Annotated in this window: 14 protein-coding genes; 9 read left to right on the plus strand and 5 right to left on the minus strand. The window is 47.2% G+C overall.

Annotated elements, in window-relative coordinates; genetic code table 11:
- Positions 1-4: 4 nt before the first annotated feature.
- The 5 genes from HMPREF0240_RS07725 to HMPREF0240_RS07745 are packed head-to-tail and all read right to left on the minus strand — an operon-like array spanning position 5 to position 3,273.
- Entirely contained in the window at positions 5-724 is a 720-nt protein-coding gene (locus HMPREF0240_RS07725; RefSeq protein WP_009002886.1) for a PHP domain-containing protein, read from the minus strand.
- A complete protein-coding gene (locus HMPREF0240_RS07730) occupies positions 721-1,053 on the minus strand; it encodes a hypothetical protein (RefSeq protein ID WP_009002887.1) in 333 nt (110 codons plus the stop codon). The genes HMPREF0240_RS07725 and HMPREF0240_RS07730 overlap by 4 nt, the downstream gene beginning before the upstream one ends.
- Before the next feature lie 4 nt (positions 1,054-1,057).
- Positions 1,058-2,461, minus strand: a complete 1,404-nt coding sequence (locus HMPREF0240_RS07735) for a [Fe-Fe] hydrogenase large subunit C-terminal domain-containing protein (RefSeq protein WP_009002888.1) — start codon at positions 2,459-2,461, stop codon at positions 1,058-1,060.
- Positions 2,462-2,505: 44 nt separating this feature from the next.
- Positions 2,506-2,928: an ATP-binding protein gene (locus HMPREF0240_RS07740; protein ID WP_009002889.1), complete on the minus strand. Its 423-nt coding sequence runs from the start codon at positions 2,926-2,928 to the stop codon at positions 2,506-2,508.
- Positions 2,929-3,273 carry a DRTGG domain-containing protein gene (locus tag HMPREF0240_RS07745; protein ID WP_009002890.1) on the minus strand — a complete coding sequence of 115 codons (345 nt, stop codon included), beginning with the start codon at positions 3,271-3,273 and terminating at the stop codon, positions 2,929-2,931.
- Between the two features lie 296 nt (positions 3,274-3,569).
- Here HMPREF0240_RS07745 and HMPREF0240_RS07750 point away from each other — a divergent pair, with 296 nt between their 5' ends.
- The 9 genes from HMPREF0240_RS07750 to HMPREF0240_RS07800 all read left to right on the plus strand — a co-directional run bounded on the left by HMPREF0240_RS07750 (position 3,570) and on the right by HMPREF0240_RS07800 (position 15,018).
- On the plus strand, positions 3,570-4,064 hold the full coding sequence (locus HMPREF0240_RS07750) for an NAD(P)H-dependent oxidoreductase subunit E (RefSeq protein ID WP_009002891.1): 495 nt from the start codon (positions 3,570-3,572) through the stop codon (positions 4,062-4,064).
- Positions 4,065-4,068: 4 nt separating this feature from the next.
- A complete protein-coding gene (locus HMPREF0240_RS07755) occupies positions 4,069-4,629 on the plus strand; it encodes an ATP-binding protein (protein WP_009002892.1) in 561 nt (186 codons plus the stop codon).
- 29 nt (positions 4,630-4,658) lie between these two features.
- Positions 4,659-5,042: a (2Fe-2S) ferredoxin domain-containing protein gene (locus tag HMPREF0240_RS07760; protein ID WP_009002893.1), complete on the plus strand. Its 384-nt coding sequence runs from the start codon at positions 4,659-4,661 to the stop codon at positions 5,040-5,042.
- An 18-nt stretch (positions 5,043-5,060) separates the two neighbouring features.
- The gene (gene nuoF, locus HMPREF0240_RS07765) at positions 5,061-6,848 is read left to right on the plus strand and encodes an NADH-quinone oxidoreductase subunit NuoF (protein ID WP_035312645.1); all 1,788 of its coding nucleotides are present in this window, start codon (positions 5,061-5,063) and stop codon (positions 6,846-6,848) included.
- A 15-nt stretch (positions 6,849-6,863) separates the two neighbouring features.
- A complete protein-coding gene (locus HMPREF0240_RS07770) occupies positions 6,864-8,606 on the plus strand; it encodes an NADH-dependent [FeFe] hydrogenase, group A6 (RefSeq protein WP_009002895.1) in 1,743 nt (580 codons plus the stop codon).
- 675 nt (positions 8,607-9,281) lie between these two features.
- Positions 9,282-9,716: a hypothetical protein gene (locus HMPREF0240_RS07780; RefSeq protein WP_009002896.1), complete on the plus strand. Its 435-nt coding sequence runs from the start codon at positions 9,282-9,284 to the stop codon at positions 9,714-9,716.
- Positions 9,717-10,635: 919 nt separating this feature from the next.
- A complete protein-coding gene (locus HMPREF0240_RS07790; RefSeq protein WP_009002897.1) occupies positions 10,636-12,348 on the plus strand; it encodes a [Fe-Fe] hydrogenase large subunit C-terminal domain-containing protein in 1,713 nt (570 codons plus the stop codon).
- A 1-nt stretch (position 12,349) separates the two neighbouring features.
- Positions 12,350-13,525 (plus strand): SpoIIE family protein phosphatase, encoded by a 1,176-nt coding sequence (locus HMPREF0240_RS07795; protein WP_009002898.1) that lies wholly within the window; start codon positions 12,350-12,352, stop codon positions 13,523-13,525.
- 59 nt (positions 13,526-13,584) lie between these two features.
- Positions 13,585-15,018, plus strand: a complete 1,434-nt coding sequence (locus HMPREF0240_RS07800; RefSeq protein WP_009002899.1) for a phospholipase D family protein — start codon at positions 13,585-13,587, stop codon at positions 15,016-15,018.
- The last annotated feature ends 180 nt before the right edge of the window (positions 15,019-15,198 follow it).

The raw sequence follows: 15,198 nt of genomic DNA on the forward strand, positions 1-15,198 counted from the left end.
TTTCCTACACCCTAGTCTGAATTGCTTTTAAAATGTCCGGAATCTCTCTGGACTCCGAAAAAATCTGGTATTCCGGTTCACGGATATCTTCCAGGTAATGGGCATCCGAACTGCTTATGATATTGCATTGTAAGAAGTAAGGGTGCTCTTTTTGTATTCTGTGCAGGTTCTTCAGGTCATGGAACTCTGCGCAGGTAAAGGTACTGTCCGGCGGAACGAATCCCAGATTGGAGAGCACACTGGTGGATGTTTTATCCACATGGGCAGGATAAGCGATGCCGCCGTACGATGCGGCAAGCGAAAATGCATCGTCGAAGGCAATGTCCGTAGCATTGATAAGAAGATTCTCCACAGTACCCGTCACTTCGTCGTTCTCGTCCACGATCTGCTGTTTTCCGAATATGTCTTCTTTATTCTTTATGGGAAGCATATGCTCATACACATATTCGTCGAATGCAAGGGCATTTTCCAGTGCAGGGAAGAGACAGATGATGTGAACCTCCTCGGAGGTACACAGTTCCATACCGGGTATGACGATGACACCGTAATCTCTGCCATGGGCCATGGCCGCAGGACAGTTTCTGCAGCTGTTGTGGTCGGTGAGCGCTATGACATCCAGGCCTTTGATGGAAGCCATTCCCGCGATATTAGCAGGCGTCATGTCGTCATCTCCGCAGGGGGACAGGCAGGAATGGAGATGAAGATCATAATACAGCGGAATCATGAAAGTCCTGCTTCATAAACTTCCAGAGCCATATCAAAAACCGGAAGCTCTGTGGCCAGGATGGCAATCCCTTCGCTTTCTGCCTGCCTGAGAGTCCCCTCGTCCAGTGCAACGCCCTCTGCCAGAATGATGCAGGCAATATCTGTCAAAGCGGCAACAGCCAGAGTATTTTTATTCCCCATTACCGTTACCCAGACTCCGTTTTCAGGAGCCCTGCCCATGGCAATGCTGAGCAGATCGCAGCAGAATACTTTGGAAAGCTCGCGCTTGGGATCTCCTTTCACCAGCACTTTGCAGACGGGCAGATCTAATACAGCCTGTAGTTTCATAGTCTTATTCCTCCTCTTTTTTCTGATGTTCAGGAACTCCAAATGCAGCCAGTTCTGTCGTGAGCTTGTGAATGTACTCGTGAAGCAGCTTTGAACTGTCATCGTCTGAGCCGCAGGTCAGATTGGCTGTTTTGGAGAGAAAATCAATTTCTTTGGAAAGGCTGGAAATGTGTTCCCTCAGTACATAGATACAGTCATTGCTGGTTGCCGCGCCTCTTACAATATCTTCGGCAAGAGTCTGGCAGGTAGGCGCCCCGCAGGAGCCGCAGTCCAGGCCCGGAAACTTCTTTGTCAGTTCCTCCACGGTGCTCATCATCTCCAGGCTTTCCTTGAAGTTATTGCCCAGACGGAAAACCGGTTCATACTCCACATCATCATCCCAGTGTATGTTTTCCAGCTCGGGATGGGTGGAGAGATGGCTTTTGGAAACGGGCTGGTACCGCAGCAGACGTTTCGTCTTAGTGGTTGCCACATAGGCATTTTCCACGGTCAGGGTGCCGCCGACGCAGCCGCCGTTGCAGGCGCTCAGCTCGATAAACTTCAGACCGTGGATTTTCTCATCCTCGATCTCCTCAAGAACCCGTAAAATATTCACAATACCGTCGGCAGCCAGATAGCTGTCGATCAGAAGTCCGCCCACTTCACCGCCTGCATTGCCCCAGCCCAGTCCGATCCTGCCGGAATTAGAGAGTGGCTTCAGCTGTGCCTCATCCCGGCTCATATGCGGGAGAAGCAGCGGATAGACATCCTTGATGGCGACAACTTTATCAATATTGCTCTTGTCTATTCCCAGAGGCGCCTTTGAATAAGAAACTTTGGAAGGACACGGAGAGATGAAGATGATCCCGATATCCCTGGAGGGCAGCCCTGTCTTTTCCATGGCGCGTGCCCTGGCGATCTCAGCGGCAACCTCTACCGGGGGCTTGATCGGAAGCAGCTTGGAGAGCAGGGACGGAAACTTCACACGGATCAGCCTTACCACAGAGGGACAGGCTGAGCTGATGAACGGCCCTTCATTGGCGTGCTCCTTCATATACTCTCTGGAAGCTTCAGAGACAAGCTCCGCCGCTGCGCTGACCTCGTATACATCATCGAACCCCAGTTTCAACAGTGCATTCAGTACAATATCTACGTTGGTCAGATTGTTGTACTGTGCATAGAGTGACGGTGCAGGGAGTGCAACGGTATACTTATAATTATTCAGCACATTCAGCGAATCATATATGGGTATCTTAGCATGATGCGGGCAGTAACGGATACATCTGCCGCAGTCTATGCAGAACTTATCTATAATATGGGCTTTTCCATTATGTACACGGATGGCCTGGGTGGGGCAGTACTTGATACAGTTAATACACCCCTGGCAGAGATCTTCCTTCAGTCGGACAGACCGTATAAATTTGTCCATGACGGCTCCTTTCTGTGCAGTGATTCATAAATCCGCCGGTCAGGTTAAAGGAATACTTTCATGGTAACAGTAGTTCCTTTGCCGACCACAGATTCTATCTGAAAATCATCGGAATATTTTTTCATATTCGGCAGCCCCATACCGGCGCCGAAACCGAGAGAACGCACTTCCTCCGGGGCAGTGGAGTACCCCTCCTGCATCGCTTTTGAGATATCCGAGATACCCGGCCCCACGTCTGCGAGGACTATTTTAATCTCACTGTCTGAGATCGTAACAGTGATTTCCCCGCCGTTGGCATGGATTACCATATTGATCTCGCCTTCATACATGGCGATGGCAACTTTGCGGATCGCGGACGCATTCACTCCCAGCAGCTTCAGCTTATTTTTAATGGCGCTGCTGGCCTCCCCGGCACGGGTAAAATCATCTCCGGAGATTGTATATGTAAATGTCAACTGTTCATCCATTCAGGCACCTCCCCGGAGTCCGTGTTCGTAAAGGATTCCGCATGTTGTAAACATAAAATGTTTTGTGGCCAGAATAGCCATTCCCTTGTCTCGGGCCAGGGCAATGATATTCGCATCCGGCATTTTGCCGCGTACAAAAACGATGCAGACGATATCCAGCATCTCGGCCGTTCTGACGACCTGTGGATTACACAGTCCGGTGATTAGGACGGAACACTCTTCGGCATAAGCGAGGACATCGCTCATCATATCAGATGAAAAAACAAATTCCGCATCCATATCTAATAATTCTTTGCCGAACAGGATGTCGGCATCCAGCAATTTCTGCATTTCCCCTATTGTCATAAGACCTCCTATATTCTGAAAATAAAGTATTAACCTGAGAAAATATCAGGTAAAATCATGGATTTAGTATAGCATTTGTACCTGTAAAAAGCAATGTCCCCAATTGTAGTAATTCTATGAAAAATTTATTGACAGTATAATTACAAATAAAATATACGTCAAAAACATGAATAATAATGAGAATGATTATCGGTAATTATAAACAAAAACAAACGTAAATAATGCTGGAATTTTGTCATATATCATGGTATTATAAGATGGGTATAAACCCAAAGAAAAGAAATGGAGGTTAAGCGATGCTCGCGAAGAAACAAACCGTTCCGTTCTCAGGAACAAAGGAACAAGAAGAATCATTATTAAAAGTGATAACTGAGCTGAAAGATGAAAAAGGCGCCTTGATGCCGATTCTTCAGAAAGCCCAGGATATCTATGGATACCTTCCTATAGAGGTACAGACAATCATTTCTAACGAAACCGGGATCCCTCTGGAGAAGATTTACGGAGTTGTTACATTCTATTCCCAGTTTACATTAAGCCCGAAAGGAAAATATCAGATTTCCGTATGTCTCGGAACTGCCTGTTATGTAAAAGGCTCCGGGGATATTTACAATGCGCTTATGGAAAAACTTGGCATTGTAGGCGGAGAATGTACACCGGATGGTAAGTACTCACTGGATGCATGCCGTTGTGTCGGCGCCTGTGGACTGGCTCCGGTTATGATGGTCAATGATGAAGTATACGGCCGTCTGACAGTGGATGATATTGACGACATTTTAGCAAAATACGAATAAGCCTATGATGCCGGAAATATCTCTGAACATATTGGACGTCGCTGAAAATTCTGTACGTGCAGGAGCATCACTTATTGAAATAGGGGTTTCTGTGCAGACAGAGGAGGACACGCTCACCGTTGTAATCAAGGATGACGGATGCGGTATGTCTGCAGAACAGGTAGAAAAGGTGCAGGACCCATTTTACACGACTAGGACTACGAGAAGAGTAGGTTTGGGAGTGCCTTTTTTCAAACAAGCTGCAGAGAGTACAGGAGGGAGCTTCTCCATTATGTCGGAAATAGCTAAAGGAACAGTGGTAACAGCTGTTTTTAAATTATCACATATAGACAGAATGCCGCTCGGTGATATCAGTTCTACAATACATACACTGGTTGTTTTCAATGAACAGATCCGTTTTCTCTATACCTACAGGTATAATGACAGCGAATTTGTACTGGACACACGGGAGATCAGAGAGATTCTGGGGGAAGATATTTCTTTCTCAAGTCTGGAAGTTTCCGGATTTATCAAAGAATTTTTGGAGTCGAACAAGGCTGAGACCGACCAGGGAGCGGATATATAAAGAAATTAAACAAAGAATGGAGGCAATATATGAAATCTCTTGAAGAATTACGCGCAATCAGAGAAAAAATGCAGGGTAAAGTCGGCGTTCGTTCAGAGAGCGAAGATCAGATAAGAGTTGTTGTCGGCATGGCTACCTGCGGAATAGCAAGCGGCGCAAGACCGGTACTGACGGCTCTTTCAGATGCCGTTCAGGAGCAGGGACTTAACAATATCAATGTAACACAGACCGGATGTATTGGGCTTTGCCAGTACGAGCCGATTGTTGAAGTTATGGAACCAGGCAAGGAGAAAGTTACATATGTAAAGATGACTCCTGAGAAAGCATTAGAAGTTTTAAGAATGCATCTGCTGGACGGCCAGGTAGTGACGAAGTATACATTGGGTGCTGCACAGAAGATTGCTGAAAAATAATAAAGGAGGCTAATGATTATGTATCGTTCGCACGTTTTGGTTTGTGGTGGAACAGGCTGTACTTCCTCCGGAAGCCAGAGAATTATAGAAAAACTTGAGAAAGAGATCAAGGCTCAGGGCCTGGAAGATGAAGTCGGCGTTGTAAAAACCGGCTGCTTCGGACTGTGTGCACTGGGGCCGATTATGATAGTATATCCGGAAGGTTCCTTCTATTCTATGGTACAGGAAGAGGATATCCCGGAGATTGTATCCGAACATCTGTTAAAGGGAAGGATTGTTACCCGTCTTCTTTATGATGAGACAACAAAGACAGACAAGGTTCTTCCTCTGAATGAAACAAAATTCTACAAAAAGCAGAAGAGAGTTGCCCTTAGAAACTGTGGTGTTATCAATCCGGAAGATATTGAGGAATACATAGGCACAGGTGGTTATGAGGCCCTTGGCACTGTTCTGACGGAGAAGAAACCGGAAGATGTTATCCAGATTCTGCTGGACAGCGGTCTGAGAGGCCGTGGCGGCGCCGGATTCCCGACCGGCCTGAAATGGAAATTTGCGGCAGCAAACGCTGCAGACCAGAAGTATGTCTGCTGTAATGCTGACGAGGGTGACCCGGGCGCATTCATGGACCGTTCCGTACTGGAAGGTGATCCACATGTAGTACTGGAGGCTATGGCAATTGCAGGTTATGCAATCGGAGCTTCTCAAGGGTACATTTATGTCCGTGCAGAATATCCTATCGCAGTGAAACGACTGGAGATCGCGATCGGACAGGCAAGAGAATATGGCCTGTTAGGCAAGAATATTTTCGAAAGCGGTTTCGATTTTGATATTGAACTGAGACTTGGTGCAGGCGCCTTTGTCTGCGGCGAGGAGACGGCTCTCATGACTTCAATAGAAGGCAACAGAGGAGAGCCAAGACCTCGTCCGCCGTTCCCGGCACTGAAAGGTCTGTTCCAGAGACCGACAATATTGAACAATGTTGAGACTTATGCGAATATCCCACAGATTATCGTGAATGGACCAGAATGGTTTGCATCCATGGGTACTGAGAAGTCCAAGGGAACAAAAGTATTTGCTCTCGGCGGAAAGATTAACAACACCGGACTTGTGGAGATTCCGATGGGAACCACACTCCGCGAGATCGTTGAAGAAATCGGCGGCGGTGTACCGAACGGCAAGAAGTTCAAGGCTGCCCAGACAGGCGGACCATCCGGCGGATGTATCCCGGCTGAGCACTTTGATGTGCCGATCGACTATGACAACCTGATTGCGATCGGTTCCATGATGGGATCCGGCGGTCTGATCGTTATGGATGAAGACAACTGTATGGTAGATATCGCCAAGTTCTTCCTGGAATTCACCGTAGATGAATCCTGCGGAAAGTGTACACCATGCCGTGTCGGCACAAGACGTATGCTGGAGATTCTGGAGAAGATTACGAAGGGCCAGGCAACAATGGCCGATCTGGATAAGCTGGAAGAGCTGTGCTACCACCTGAAATCCAATTCTCTGTGTGCATTGGGACAGACGGCTCCGAACCCGGTACTTTCCACTCTTCATTATTTCAGAGACGAATACATCGCACATATCGTAGACAAAAAGTGTCCGGCAGGAGTATGTAAAGACCTGCTCCAGTACAAGATTGATGCTGACAAGTGTAAAGGGTGTACATTATGTGCAAGAACCTGTCCGTCAGATGCTATCATCGGCAGTGTAAAAGAACCACATATGATCAACCCTGAAAAATGTGTGAAGTGCGGCGCTTGTATGGAGAAATGCCGTTTCGGTGCGATTTACAAAGAGTAATGGAGGATAGAGACTATGGAAAACGTAAATATTAAAATCAATGGCATAGATGTCTGTGCACCGGCAGGCTCTACGGTTCTGGATGCAGCACATATTGCGGGGATCAAGATCCCGACCCTGTGCTTCCTGAAGGAAATCAATGAGATCGGTGCCTGCCGTATGTGTATCGTAGAAGTAAAAGGCGCAAGGAATCTGGTTGCAGCCTGCGTACATCCGATCAACGAGGGAATGGAGGTCCTGACCAACACTCCTGAACTGATTGCATCCAGAAAGCGTACGCTGGAACTGATTCTTTCCAATCATGATAAAAAATGTCTTTCCTGTGTCAGAAGCGGCAAGTGTGAGCTGCAGGAACTCTGCCAGGAACTGGGCGTGGAAGATGAGAACTATTTCGCAGGAGAATCACCGGAGTTTGAGCTGGATGACAGCGCACCGCATATGATCCGCGACAATAACAAATGTATCCTCTGCAGAAGATGTACGGCTGTCTGTGACAAAGTACAGTCTGTAGGAGTGATCGGACCGAACAACAGAGGATTTGCATCCACCATCGGTTCTCCGTTTGATATGGGCCTGGGCGACACAAGCTGTGTATCCTGCGGCCAGTGTATCACTGCATGTCCGACAGGTGCATTATATGAGAAAGACTTTATCGATGACGTTCTGGCTGCAATTGCAGACGAGAGCAAGCACGTGATCGTTCAGCCGGCTCCTTCCGTAAGAGCTGCCCTTGGAGAGGAATTCGGATATCCAATGGGAACAGACGTGGAAGGCAAGATGGCAGCAGCACTCAGAAGAATCGGATTTGACAAAGTATTCGATACAGACTTCAGTGCAGACCTTACAATCATGGAAGAGGCGCACGAGTTCCTCGGCCGTGTACAGAATGGCGGAGTGCTTCCGATGATGACCTCCTGTTCACCAGGGTGGATCAAATACTGTGAGCACTACTATCCGGACCAGCTGGAACACCTGTCAAGCTGTAAGTCACCGCAGCAGATGTTCGGTGCAATTGCAAAGACATACTATGCTGAGAAGATGGGGATTGACCCGAAGGACATCGTATGTGTCAGCGTAATGCCATGTACAGCGAAGAAGTTCGAGATTAACCGTGACGACCAGGATGCGGCAGGAGTACCTGACGTAGACATCTCAATCACAACAAGAGAACTGGCCCGTCTGATCCGCAAAGTCGGAATCAACTTCAGAAGCCTTCCGGACGAAGGATTCGATGATCCGTTAGGAGAATCCACCGGAGCCGGCGTTATCTTCGGAGCGACAGGAGGAGTTATGGAGGCAGCCCTTCGTACAGCAGTTGAGACACTGACAGGCGAAGAACTCGCAAGCCTGGAATTCAACGAAGTCCGCGGTACAGAAGGTATCAAAGAAGCAACATACAACGTGGCCGGAATGGATGTCAAAGTAGCAGTAGCATCCGGACTGTCCAACGCGAAGCAGATCATGGACAAAGTACGCGCAGGGGAAGCAGATTATCACTTTATAGAGATCATGTGCTGTCCTGGCGGATGTGTAAACGGAGGCGGACAGCCTCAGGTACACGCAGACGTGCGCAACTACGAGGATGTCAGAGCTATCCGTGCAAAAGCACTGTATGACAATGATAAGGCGAAGACACTCAGAAAGTCACATGATAACCCGTCTATCAAGAAACTTTATGATGAGTTCCTTGGAGAACCGGGAAGTGAAAAGGCTCATCATATACTGCATACAAGCTATGTAAAGAGAAGTATTAACTAAGGAGCGGGTTTGCGAGTGGATGGGGACGCTAAGTAAAAGGTGAGCCAGATCCCCCTGCGGGGCTGTGTATGCCAATTTTTGTATCCCACCCGCTTGCGGAGAATCCGTAAGAGAAAAAACAGGGAACATGGAGGGTTCTTGCCGCAGTTGGCCCGAATGCTGATGCATTCGCGCCGCCGGCGGCAACATAATTTGCCTGGTAAGGCAAATTATGCCCTCCATGTTCCCTGTTTTTTCTCTAACGGATTCTAGTGCGCGCTCTAAGGATACAAAAATTGGCATACACAGCCCCGCAGGGGGATCTGGCTCACCTTTTACTTAGCTGTGTGCATCCGGTCGGAAAGTACGCTCCCCCCGGAGGGGAGTTAAGGCCGGTAAGGCGGATGTTGGTGGGGGAGACCGTCCGAGAACTACAGTGCAAAAAAATGTTGCACAAATTTTCTGCGTGAACTTATAGCAGTAGTGTAGGAATGCGGAAGGTATTATTGATTTGATTGAATATTGCATTGAAAAAAATATCCCTGAATCTGAAACATTATATGACGAAGATATAGAGTATTAAAGCAAAGGTATAGACTTCCTTATCTTTGCTTTTTTCATACCTATATGACAGATATATGAGTTGTCAGTCGTACATTAACATGTTAAACTTTTAGACAAAGGGAGGACAAACTTATGGAATTTAATTTTGGTAATATGCCACAACTTAATATAAATCCGGCTGTTGATATAATGGATAAAATAAACCGGGAACAGCAGGAAGTAATGGATGCAATTAATGAAGCGGCAGATGAACGTAGAAGGAAATTTGATGAAACAAGAGAGGCAGCGATTGAAACTGCTGAGAACACCGCTGAGATGAAGCAGGATTTAAAGGAAGTAATTCACAATCAAAATAGTTATATTAAGATGTTGGAAAGACAGAATGATATCTTGAGGAATATGTTTGCTTCTGGTGAAGATGGTGTTGCTGTTCAAAAAGAAATAATGCAGATACTACAGCAACAGGGAAATGATAGTTTGTTTGCTGACAAAGGACTTGATGCAGGTATTAGTGCTGTGTTTATAGCGGTGCAGGTTTGGCTTAAATCAAGAGGTATTGATTTTTGAAAATAAACTTTCAAGAATGGGTGACAATGCTACCGGTTTGCCACCACGGGTGATATAAGACACGAAAATGTACGAATCGGTTATAATTGTACGATGAGAAAGAGGCAAAAACCTTCTGGGATTAAAAAGGATGATTGTATTGATGACAGGGGCATAAGCTCCTTTTATAAATGTGTGTTTTATTCAGTTTTCAATGACACATGGAAAGTAAGGGGCTAATTTTATGCACCAAAATTCAGTTTTCAGGCGGCCTTAGTTGGAACTGTGCCTATTATTAAGGTACTAATTTTAAAAGTGTTCAAGCTTATAAGAATAGTGTGTATTAGAGCATATTTTATTATTTGGAGGCTGTGGAAGGGGATATTAGATATATCTAGAGATAATCTATCTTTGAGGACAATAATTGCTTTAAGATGAACCACACGCGTATCCAGTTCGATCCACCGCCCCCCGTCAGGCACCTCCTCCATGAAAGGTTTTCCCAACCGTCTGGATGCACTCAGCCTGTTGAAGAAGGGACTTGTGCCGGCAGGCGGGAAACTTCCTTCCCCCTTTCTGCAGGCATAGAGTGCGCATAGTGTCACTTGATAAAAACCGCCGCCAGGGGGGAGGCTAAACGATGCTCACCGAAGCATCGTTTAAAAAGGCCTGAGCCGCGCAATTCATCAGAATTGCACGGTGAATGCCTTTGGTGCCTCCCCCCTGGCGGCGGTTTTTATCTAGTGACACTTAGCAAACGGACCGCCAGCAGAAAGGGGGGAGGAAGTTTCCCGCCTGCCGGCACAAGTCCCTTCTTCAACAGGCGGCCTCCCCCCCATCCGTTCATTCGCCAGCTCATTCACTGAAATTTATGGATATTTGGGGGGATCAGTGGTAAAATGGATTCAGAATGTTTTGAGATGAGAGGAGCTAAGTAAGCATGAGAGTCATTGATTTTAAGGATGCTAAATGCAGGCATTGTTACAAGTGTGTCCGCTATTGTATGGTGAAGGCTATTTCCGTCCAGAATGAGCAGGCACATATTTTGAAGGATCACTGTATTAACTGTGGAAGGTGTATGGAGATATGTCCGCAGAATGCGAAGACGTTTGCCAGTGATATGGACAGGGTTAAGGGATATTTGAGACAGGGCTTTAAGACGATTATTTCGATTGCGCCGTCTTATCTTGGGGTGTTGGAATTTGAACGGCCGGGACAGGTTGTGGATGCACTGCAGAGACTTGGGTTTGCGGAAGTGCGGGAGACGGCTGAAGGGGCGGCCATGGTGACGAATGAATATAAAAAAATTATTCGGGAAAAGAAGATGCCCAATATTATTACGACGTGCTGCCCGAGTGTAAATGATCTGGTTGAGAAGTATTATCCGGACTGCGTGGATCTGCTGGCACCGGTGGTTTCTCCCATGGTGGCGCACGGGCGTTACATAAAGAAGCTGTACGGGGATGATGTGAAGGTGGTATTTCTGGGCCCCTGTATTGCCAAGAAACAGGAAGCCATCGGAGATGACAGGGTATTTGGCGCGATCGATGCGATTCTTACGTTTGAGGAGCTGGCGATCTGGCTGGAAGAGGCGGGTATTGATATCTATGCCTGTGAGGATAAGCCCATGGGCAACCCGGATCCGAAAGTGAACCGTATGTATCCGATCAGCGGCGGTGTGATTCAGTCTGTCGTGGCCGAGGAGGATGCAGATATCTATCACAAGGTGTATGTGGACGGGCTGGCAAACTGCATGGAGATGCTGGAATGTCTGCAGCGGGGAGAGCTGGATCACTGCTTTATCGAGGCAAATGTCTGTGAAGGGGGCTGTGCTAAGGGCCCGGCGTCTGCAAGATGGAATACCTCATATGTAAAGGCAAAAGTAAAGATTGAAAACGAAGTATCCTATAAGGCGGCAAGAGATCTGCCTGATATGAACACACAGGAACTGGCAAAAGAGTTTGCGGACAATCATCTTGAGGACCGTATACCTACGGACCCGGAAATCAGGGATATTCTGAAGTCTACGGGGAAATATTCCGAGGAAGATGAACTGAACTGCGGAGCCTGTGGTTATCCGACCTGCAGGGACAAGGCAATCGCCGTCTATCAGAATAAGGCGGAACTGTCCATGTGTATGCCTTATGCACTGACACAGGCGGAGTCCATGTCCAATGTGGTGATGGATGTTACGCCGAATATGATCTTTATTATAGACAGCAGCATGAAGATCAGAGAATGTAATAAAAAGGCGCAGGATCTGCTCGGGGTGGGCAGGGACGAAGCCGTACAGCGTTATATTTTCGAATTCATGGAAGCAGAGGACATTGAGGAGACACTGCGGACAAGGGAACCCGTGATTCATAAGAAGATCCAGCTGGAGAACGGCAGAATGACGGCGGAGGAGACCATTGTATATATTGAAAATCTGGATTCCGTGCTTGTGACTTTCCAGGATGTGACCAGGGAGGAGAAGATCAAAGAGCAGCACTACAACCTGAAGGTCGAGACTGTGGAAATGGCGCAGAAGGTTATTGAAAAGCAGATGATGGTAGCGCAGGAGATCGCAGGGCTGCTTGGAGAGACGACAGCGGAGACGAAAGTCACTCTGACCAAGCTTCGGGATTCCATCCTCAACGAAGGGGAGGAGTAATATGAGTGTAAGTATAGACGTGGCATGGAAGAGCCTGAATAAGCACCATGAGGAGTTGTGCGGAGATAAAGTGGAGATATTAAAGACAGAGGATTCAGACATCGTGATTCTTGCGGATGGAATGGGAAGCGGCGTCAAGGCCAACATACTTGCGACGTTGACGTCTAAGATACTCGGTACGATGCTCTTCGAAGGCGCGGACATAGAATCCTGCGTGGAGACAATTGCCAAGACACTTCCGATCTGCCAGGTTCGGAAAGTGGCATATGCAACATTCAGCATCCTTCAGATCTTTCACAATGGTGATGCTTACCTGGTAGAGTTCGACAATCCGGCCTGCGTATTTATCAGGGATAAGAAAATCGTAAATTATCTATTTGAAGAGAGGCTGATCGAGGGTAAGAAGATTCATGAATACCGTTTCAAAGTTCAGCAGAATGACTGCTTTGTACTGATGAGCGACGGAGTGATCTATGCGGGTGCGGGAGAGATACTGAACCTGCAGGGGTGGACCTGGGAGAGCATGGCAGAATATACACTGCAGTGTACCAAAAAAACTATGTCAGCATCCAGGCTGGCGGCTCTGCTGAGCCAGGCATGTGATGACTTGTATGTGCAGAAGCCTGGAGACGATACCACGGTGGCCGTGGCAAGGGTGATTGAGCGCAGGGTGGTGAACATTTTCACAGGACCGCCGAAGAGCAAGGATGACGATGAGAAACTGATGCATGAATTTATGCACACAGAGGGTCGTAAAATCGTATCAGGCGGAACCAGCGCGAACATAGCGGCAAGAATATTAAGGAAAGACATTATTACCAAAGTGGATTACAACGACCCCGATGTACCCCCGATGGCAACTATAGAGGGGCTGGATCTGGTGACCGAAGGCGTGCTGACTCTGGGCAAGGCGCTGAAGTTACTGAAACGGTATGTAAAAGATGAATTTGACGTGGAATTTTTTGATGAGCTGGATGCCAATAACGGTGCGTCCAGGCTCGCTAAGATACTGATAGAAGAGTGCACCGAGCTGAATCTTTTTGTAGGGACTGCAGTAAACGAGGCACACCAGAACTCTGAATTGAGTTTTGACCTGAGCGTGCGAATGAACCTGACAGAGCAGCTGCAGGCCGTGGTTGAAAAAATGGGGAAAAAAGTAACAGTAAAATATTATTAGGAGGTTAGAACTCAGCAGGCGTATGATACGAATATGCCGCCGTAAACTGGGAAACAGCAATGGAACGCAGAAAAAGCAGGAAACATTTTAAAATAAGATACCTTATCATCGGAATTGTATTATTTGTCCTTTATGTTCTTCTCGGGGCGATCATATCTTATATCAGGCAGCCAAAGGTAGGCAAAGAATACAAAGAATCTTTTGATGCGGCCAACTGTTATTCGGACACTGTATCCGGCGACAGGGCATGTGTAATAGAAGACAATGCAGATGCGCTGGAAGAACGGCTGAAAATGATAGAGCAGGCGGAGGACCGAATCGTTCTCTCAACCTTTGATTTTCACGCGGATCAGAGCGGCAAAGATGTAATCGCCGCTTTGATTCAGGCAGCCAGGCGGGGAGTCGATGTAAAAGTCCTTGTGGACGGTTTCTCCGCATTGCAGCAGATGGACGGCAATGAATACTTTTACGCACTCTCTTCAGAAGAGAACGTGGAAGTCCGGATTTACAACCGGATTAATCTGCTGGCTCCATGGAAAAGCATGGGCCGTCTCCACGACAAATATCTGATCGTGGATGATTCTCTCTACATGCTGGGCGGCCGAAACACATACGACTATTTTTTAGGGGACAATGGATACAAAAATTACGATAGAGAAGTGCTTGTATACAGCGCCAGTCCCGGAGATGAAAGCTCCATCCATCAGCTGGAGTCTTATTTTGATTCCGTTTGGGATCTGGATGTATGCAAAAAGTTCAGCGACGGTTCCTGGCGGGTAAGTTCCAAGGAGACAGCCCGCGCCAAAGGTGAACTGGAAGCCCGATATCAGGAGATTCTAAAAGATAACCCTGCATTAAAAGAAACGCCCGATTATCAATCTATGACCTTTGAGACGAACAAGATCACTCTTCTGAGCAATCCAATCCATGTATATGCCAAGGAGCCCACCCTGTTCTACGCATTAACCCAGCTGATGAAAGACACCGATGAGGAAATCGCCATCCACACACCATATATCATCTGCAACGACTGGATGTATAAAGAATTCGAATCGGTCTGCGGAGCAAATGAGAACGTCCTTTTGATGACGAACTCCGTAGCTAATAACGGAAACCCCTTTGGAGCCTCGGACTACAGTAAAAATAAAGGGAAACTTCTAGACACCGGTCTTGAAATCCACGAATATGAAGGCGGAGTATCCTATCACGGAAAAAGCATCACAATAGGGGACGACCTGGCAATCGTGGGTTCCTTCAATATGGACATGAGAAGTGCATACCTGGATACAGAGCTGATGCTTGTAATCGACAGTAAAGAAGTCACAAAGCAGCTGAGACAATACATGAAAAGCTATGAGAACCAGTCCGTACAGGCAATGCCCGACGGGACATATAAAATACCTGAGGGAGTCACACGGCAGGAAATCAGTAAGAAAAAAGAAAGTAGAATAAAACTCCTGCTAAGTTTCAATTGGCTGCGATTTTTGATGTGATTTTTCGGGTGGGAGGGACGCCTGCCTGCGGCGGGGCTTCAGGGGCTGCGGGGGGAGAGTTTTGTGCTGCTTTTTGGAGCTGTCCGTTTGCTAACAAATCCTAAATAAAAACCATGCCGGATGGAAAGGCACCGGCGGCATTCACCCCGCAATTCTGATGAATTGCGCGGCTCAGGCCGC

The sequence above is a fragment of the Clostridium sp. D5 genome, from assembly GCF_000190355.1.
In the GTDB taxonomy this organism is placed as follows: Bacteria; Bacillota; Clostridia; order Lachnospirales; family Lachnospiraceae; genus Faecalicatena; species Faecalicatena fissicatena_A.

Excerpts from the sequence above, each read along its gene's own strand:
- HMPREF0240_RS07725 (WP_009002886.1), bottom strand. The coding sequence starts at position 724 with ATGATTCCGCTGTATTATGATCTTCATCTCCATTCCTGCCTGTCCCCC.
- HMPREF0240_RS07730 (WP_009002887.1), bottom strand. The coding sequence starts at position 1,053 with ATGAAACTACAGGCTGTATTAGATCTGCCCGTCTGCAAAGTGCTGGTG.
- HMPREF0240_RS07735 (WP_009002888.1), bottom strand. The coding sequence starts at position 2,461 with ATGGACAAATTTATACGGTCTGTCCGACTGAAGGAAGATCTCTGCCAG.
- HMPREF0240_RS07740 (WP_009002889.1), bottom strand. The coding sequence starts at position 2,928 with ATGGATGAACAGTTGACATTTACATATACAATCTCCGGAGATGATTTT.
- HMPREF0240_RS07745 (WP_009002890.1), bottom strand. The coding sequence starts at position 3,273 with ATGACAATAGGGGAAATGCAGAAATTGCTGGATGCCGACATCCTGTTC.
- HMPREF0240_RS07750 (WP_009002891.1), top strand. The coding sequence starts at position 3,570 with ATGCTCGCGAAGAAACAAACCGTTCCGTTCTCAGGAACAAAGGAACAA.
- HMPREF0240_RS07755 (WP_009002892.1), top strand. The coding sequence starts at position 4,069 with ATGATGCCGGAAATATCTCTGAACATATTGGACGTCGCTGAAAATTCT.
- HMPREF0240_RS07760 (WP_009002893.1), top strand. The coding sequence starts at position 4,659 with ATGAAATCTCTTGAAGAATTACGCGCAATCAGAGAAAAAATGCAGGGT.
- nuoF (WP_035312645.1), top strand. The coding sequence starts at position 5,061 with ATGTATCGTTCGCACGTTTTGGTTTGTGGTGGAACAGGCTGTACTTCC.
- HMPREF0240_RS07770 (WP_009002895.1), top strand. The coding sequence starts at position 6,864 with ATGGAAAACGTAAATATTAAAATCAATGGCATAGATGTCTGTGCACCG.
- HMPREF0240_RS07780 (WP_009002896.1), top strand. The coding sequence starts at position 9,282 with ATGGAATTTAATTTTGGTAATATGCCACAACTTAATATAAATCCGGCT.
- HMPREF0240_RS07790 (WP_009002897.1), top strand. The coding sequence starts at position 10,636 with ATGAGAGTCATTGATTTTAAGGATGCTAAATGCAGGCATTGTTACAAG.
- HMPREF0240_RS07795 (WP_009002898.1), top strand. The coding sequence starts at position 12,350 with ATGAGTGTAAGTATAGACGTGGCATGGAAGAGCCTGAATAAGCACCAT.
- HMPREF0240_RS07800 (WP_009002899.1), top strand. The coding sequence starts at position 13,585 with ATGGAACGCAGAAAAAGCAGGAAACATTTTAAAATAAGATACCTTATC.